The 5,242-nt window shown below is 57.4% G+C and carries 6 protein-coding genes; 4 read left to right on the forward strand and 2 right to left on the reverse strand.

What is annotated here, in order from left to right:
• Window positions 1–289 precede the first annotated feature (289 nt).
• Genes Q7O77_RS14350 through Q7O77_RS14365 form a run of 4 tightly spaced genes read left to right on the forward strand, consistent with a single transcriptional unit; the run spans window position 290 to window position 2,663 of the window.
• On the forward strand, window positions 290–649 hold the full coding sequence (locus tag Q7O77_RS14350) for an ArsC family reductase (protein ID WP_304168618.1): 360 nt from the start codon (window positions 290–292) through the stop codon (window positions 647–649).
• A gap of 1 nt (window position 650) precedes the next feature.
• The gene (gene dapE, locus Q7O77_RS14355) at window positions 651–1,778 is read left to right on the forward strand and encodes a succinyl-diaminopimelate desuccinylase (RefSeq protein ID WP_304168620.1); all 1,128 of its coding nucleotides are present in this window, start codon (window positions 651–653) and stop codon (window positions 1,776–1,778) included.
• Window positions 1,775–2,449, forward strand: coding sequence for a M15 family metallopeptidase (locus tag Q7O77_RS14360; protein WP_304168622.1), 675 nt, complete (start codon window positions 1,775–1,777; stop codon window positions 2,447–2,449). The genes dapE and Q7O77_RS14360 overlap by 4 nt, the downstream gene beginning before the upstream one ends.
• A gap of 1 nt (window position 2,450) precedes the next feature.
• On the forward strand, window positions 2,451–2,663 hold the full coding sequence (locus Q7O77_RS14365; protein ID WP_304168624.1) for a YpfN family protein: 213 nt from the start codon (window positions 2,451–2,453) through the stop codon (window positions 2,661–2,663).
• Between the two features lie 142 nt (window positions 2,664–2,805).
• Here Q7O77_RS14365 and ypfH read toward each other — a convergent pair whose 3' ends face one another.
• Entirely contained in the window at window positions 2,806–3,489 is a 684-nt protein-coding gene (gene ypfH / locus Q7O77_RS14370) for an esterase (protein WP_304168627.1), read from the reverse strand.
• Window positions 3,490–3,647: 158 nt separating this feature from the next.
• Window positions 3,648–5,242: tRNA(Met) cytidine acetyltransferase TmcA (locus Q7O77_RS14375; RefSeq protein WP_304168630.1), on the reverse strand; the 1,595-nt coding region annotated here is incomplete at its 5' end.

The following is a 5,242-nucleotide window of genomic DNA, read 5'->3' on the forward strand; positions in this document are numbered from 1 at the left end:
CAGCGTGAAATTCATACAACGCTCCCCGCGCTACGCGTTGAACTCAAAAATGGTAGGAGAGAATCAATAGGCCTCAAATAATAGCCTCTTTTATTTACTCAGGTTTCCTCATTTCTTCATCAACCGCCAAGCCGGGGCCAGATAAATGATGACCCGCCCCCACCCGCTTCCTGTCACGGCACCTGGCTTTACATAAAAAAACGCCAACAGATTGGTATGGCATCGGACCTAAATTAAACGGTATGATCTGCATCCTAATTCCTAATAAAAAACAAAGGGTTTATTAGCCATGACGACCATGTACGGTATCAAGAACTGTGACACCATCAAAAAGGCCCGCCGTTGGCTGGAGGCCCACCAGATTGACTATCGTTTTCATGACTACCGAACAGACGGACTGGACGATGCTCTGCTGCAAACGTTTATCGATAGCCTCGGCTGGGAGCCGCTGGTCAATAAGCGCGGTACGACCTGGCGCAAGCTGGACGAAGCCCGGCGCGATGCGATCGATAATTCCGCCGCGGCAAAAGCTGTTATGCTGGAGCAGCCAGCGCTGATTAAACGTCCTTTGTTAGTGACCGAGGATGGGAAAACGCTGCTTGGCTTCAGCGAAGAGAGCTACCAGCAATTTTTTGCGGAGGAGAAATAACGTGTCCTGCCCCGTCATCGAACTTGCTCAGCAATTAATTAAACGTCCCTCCCTCAGCCCTGACGACGCCGGCTGTCAAACGCTCATGATTGAACGTCTCGAGGCCATCGGCTTCACCGTCGAAAAGATGAACTTCGGTGAAACGCAGAACTTTTGGGCCTGGCGCGGAACAGGCGAAACGCTGGCCTTCGCCGGACACACCGACGTGGTTCCCAGCGGAGACGCCAGCCTGTGGCAACATCCTCCCTTCGAACCCACCATCAGCGACGGCATGCTGTATGGTCGTGGCGCGGCAGATATGAAAGGCTCGCTGGCGGCCATGGTCGTCGCCGCAGAGCGCTTCGTCGCCGCAAATCCCCAGCATAAAGGCCGACTTGCCTTTTTGATTACTTCCGACGAAGAGGCCGATGCGACGCACGGCACCGTCAAAGTGGTTGAAGCGCTGATGGCGCGTCAGGAGCGTCTGGACTACTGCCTGGTCGGCGAACCGTCCAGCACCAGCCGAGCGGGCGACGTCGTCAAGAATGGCCGTCGCGGCTCCATTACTGCCAACCTGCGTATTCATGGCATTCAGGGACATGTCGCCTATCCGCACCTGGCGGACAACCCAGTCCACCGCGCGCTGCCGGCGTTGAACGAACTGGTTGCCACCGTATGGGATGAGGGCAACGAGTTCTTCCCGCCCACGAGTATGCAGATTGCCAATATTAAAGCGGGTACCGGCAGCAATAACGTGATCCCCGGCGAACTGCAGGTCCAGTTCAATTTCCGGTTCAGTACGGAGCTGACGGACGACATCATTAAACAGCGCGTTGCCGAGCTGCTGGACCGACATCAGCTAAACTATACTCTGGACTGGTGGTTGTCAGGTCAGCCCTTCCTGACGGCGCGCGGCGCATTGGTGGATGCCGTCGTCAACGCGGTCGAGCACTACAGCGAATTAACCCCGCAGTTGCTGACGACCGGCGGCACCTCAGACGGACGCTTTATCTCCCGGATGGGCGCGCAGGTAGTGGAGTTGGGGCCGGTGAACGCCACTATTCATAAAGTGGACGAGTGCGTGAACGCAGCCGATCTACAGCTGCTGAGCCGTATGTATCAACGGATTATGGAGCAACTGATCGCATGATCACCCACGCCATGCTGACCGGAAAGCAGCATCAGCATCTGATGACGCTAACGGGTCAGCATCGCCTGCAGGCCGAAGCGGTAAATGCCTTTCAGGCGTTGCAGCGAGAAGCGCGACAGGCGGGATTTAATCTTCAACCCGCCAGCACATTTCGCGACTTTGAGCGCCAGCGGCTGATATGGAACGGCAAATTTACCGGACAACGGCCGCTGTTATCGCACCACAGCCAGCCGGTGGACGCACTATCGCTGGATGTTCCTGAGCGCTGTGAGGCGATCCTGCGCTGGTCTGCCTTGCCGGGAGGAAGCCGCCATCACTGGGGCACCGATCTGGACGTATACGATCCCAATCAGCTGCCGTCAGGACAATCATTGCAGCTCGAACCGTGGGAATATGAATCCGGCGGTTATTTTTTCGAGCTTAATCAGTGGCTGACAGAGCACATGGGGACGTACGATTTCTATCGTCCGTATGCCCATGACAAAGGCGGCGTCGCCATTGAACCCTGGCACCTCAGCTATCTGCCGCTGGCACGCGAGGCCATGACGTTGCTGTCGCCAGAGATCATTCTTGAGGCCTGGGAAGGTGAAGACATCGCGGGTGATGACTGGCTGAAACCCCACCTTCCCGCGCTGTTCACCCGATTTATACACGCTGTCGATGAGGCATAATATGGCATGGCTGGCTGATTACTGGTGGATCATTCTGCTGATTCTGGTAGGGATGTTAATCAATGGGATCAAGGATTTAAGTCGCGTAGATTACAAACGATTCCTGAAAGACAAGCCTGAACTTCCGCCTCACCGCGACAACAATGCGCAGTGGGATGAAGAAGACGATTGGCCAAAAGAGAAGAAACAAGATAAAAAACAGGACGAAAAATAGTTTTCCATCCTGTGTGACCCTCTTTCGCGTCAACCGCGAAAACCGCAGGCGCAGAGCTGACCGCAATGCGCCTCGCTCTCCTTTCTGGTCTGGGCTAACACGCCACACGACTTAACTTCCAAGACAGAAATGCGGCTGATACTTAACGAAAGGCGATCAGCTCCCCGCGTTTCCCCTGCACCGCATCATCCCAATATCGCTGAGGAATGTAATACCGCAGGCGTTCTAACGCGAAGTCCATCATGCGCATATCAATGGCATGGCCTAAATCCGGGACCACATCCAGCGTAAAATCGGCTCCCAGCGCTTGTAGCCGCTGTGCCGCCTGAGACGCATGCTCGGATGAAATCACCGGATCTTCCTCGCCGTGCAGTATATGCACCACGCTATCATCCGACAGCGCTTGTTTCGGCAACGTTGCATAGCGGCCGCTGAAGACCACGGAGCGCCCGGCCAATTTCGGTTCAGCCTTCAGGGCTTCGAGGATCATAATCCCGCCCTGCGAAAAACCAACCAGCGCCGTGTGGCTCGCATTAATACCGCTTTGCGCCTGCCAAGAGCGAATGGTCTCTATAAAATCTGGCAGAGCGATTTGAATACGCTCGGGTCGATTCGCCTCGGTGATCGCCTGCACGGAAAACCAGCGGCGACTGCCATTGTCGCCTTTCGGGCTGCCCACGCTAATCACTAAGGCTTCTTTAAAGGCATCGGCGAAATAGCGGCCGATCTCAGCCATCGACGCCGGGTTGTCCCCTACGCCATGAAACAGCAGGAATAACTGCCGGGGAGCGGAAGGTTGTTGTACCACAACGTATTCGTGTTTCATCTGTTCTCTCCTGCGGACGGGCATCTGAGCCTATCGTTTCACTATACGCCCGCCGCTCATCGCCCAATATTGAGGTTTATTGAACGAGTTGTTGCATAATCCTGCACAGCGCCGCCATCGCGCCCAGAAGCATCAACAGAGTTAACAGAAGAGAAAAGCTAAGCCAGCCACTGCCGCGCGCGTTGGAGAACATCGTTATCACAGTGAGACAACGCCTCTGCGGTTTCTTCGCGCCAGCGACGCAGCAACGCTTTTTTTCCGCTCAGCCCCAATAGCTCGACGCATTGGCTTTCCTGCGCGCCGTCGTCCAGCCACAGCCTGAGCGCAGGTAGCGCCAGGGACGTATGCGCCAGCAGTCGGCACAGCGAGGCCAGACTCGCCTGAGGCGAACGGTGGGCGAAAGCAAATCCGCTCAGATTGAGCCAGTCGGCCTCATCCAACGCGCTATCGTCGTCCAGATCCATATCCAGCGTCAGCGGGATATCCCGTCGCAACCAGCGCCAGTCACGAGCCAGCTGCCGCGAGGCTTCTCGTGTCAGCATCTTGCCCGCATCGCTCAGCGGTAATAACGCCATCGCGCTGTAGCAGCCGCTGCTGGCCTCAATATGACTGCCGATCCGCGCCAGACGAAAGCCGCAGTGCCGCCAGAACCGCCACAGTTCAGGTTCGTAGCCGAAGCTGACCGACAAAAAGTCCATGCCCTCTTGCTCGCCCTGCCGCTGGTGTTCCTGCACTAATGCCCGCCCGATGCCTTCTCGTCGCGCTGAAGGCAGCACGGCAATCCGGCTAATCCGCCGGGAGCGCAGCTGAGGCGCCGTCCATAGATTGCCGTGAGCCGCCAGCGATTGGGCGACCAGGTTGCCGCGCGGCCGCCGACGTCCGGCCCACACATCCCGTGCCAGCCCGGCCTCTAATCCGCCTTCGTCCACCGACCAAATGACGCCACACAGACTTTCATCGCGACGGACGGTGGCAAGATGCATCCCCGGAGCATCCAGCAGGCGACGTAAGTCCAACGGGGACGTGCGATAGTGAGCGCTGCACAGCAGGCCGTAACACTGTTCCAGACGAGCCGGAAAGCGTGTCCATTCGGCGGCCTCATCGCTGACCAAAGTGACTGGCGACGTTGAACGTTGCTCCGCCAGCCGGTTTTCGGCCTGAAACAGCATGACGCGATCCAACCAGCGTTCCAGCGGATCGTCGGTAGCCCAGCGTAGCGGCTCACTCAGTTCCAGCATTTGACAGTCCGGTAGTCCGGCACAAAATTTAAGCCAGAAACCGCGTCCGGTCCCTTCGTAGCCCAGCACCGTGGTTGTCATGAGCACGTGGGGAAAATAGGACAACATTTCAGTGAGGACCGAAGAGGGGATCGCCGCCGCCTCGTCAATCAGCAGCCACTCCGCGCCGCCGCCGTACTGACGGCAATGTGCCAGCAGGTTATCCGGCGACCAGAATGAAACCGCGTCGCCCGACTGTCTGAGCAAGACATCGCTGGCCGCGCGTGAAGGTGCAACCACCCAGCAGCGATCGCGACATTGTTGAGCGAACAGGCCAGCGACCGTCGATTTCCCTCGTCCACGCGGCGCGGTGATGACATAGACCGCATGCCGGGATGCCTGTAGCTGTTGCAAAACATCCTGCTGCCCTTGCGTGGGTCTGCCGTCCGGCACCTGCCAGACTGGTCGCGCGCAAAGCGGCGTCAGAATCAACGGCATCGACTGGCGCCAAACGACGGCTTCTTCATCAGACAGCA

It is taken from the genome of Lonsdalea britannica, assembly GCF_946477055.1.
Classification (GTDB): Bacteria; Pseudomonadota; Gammaproteobacteria; order Enterobacterales; family Enterobacteriaceae; genus Lonsdalea; species Lonsdalea britannica_A.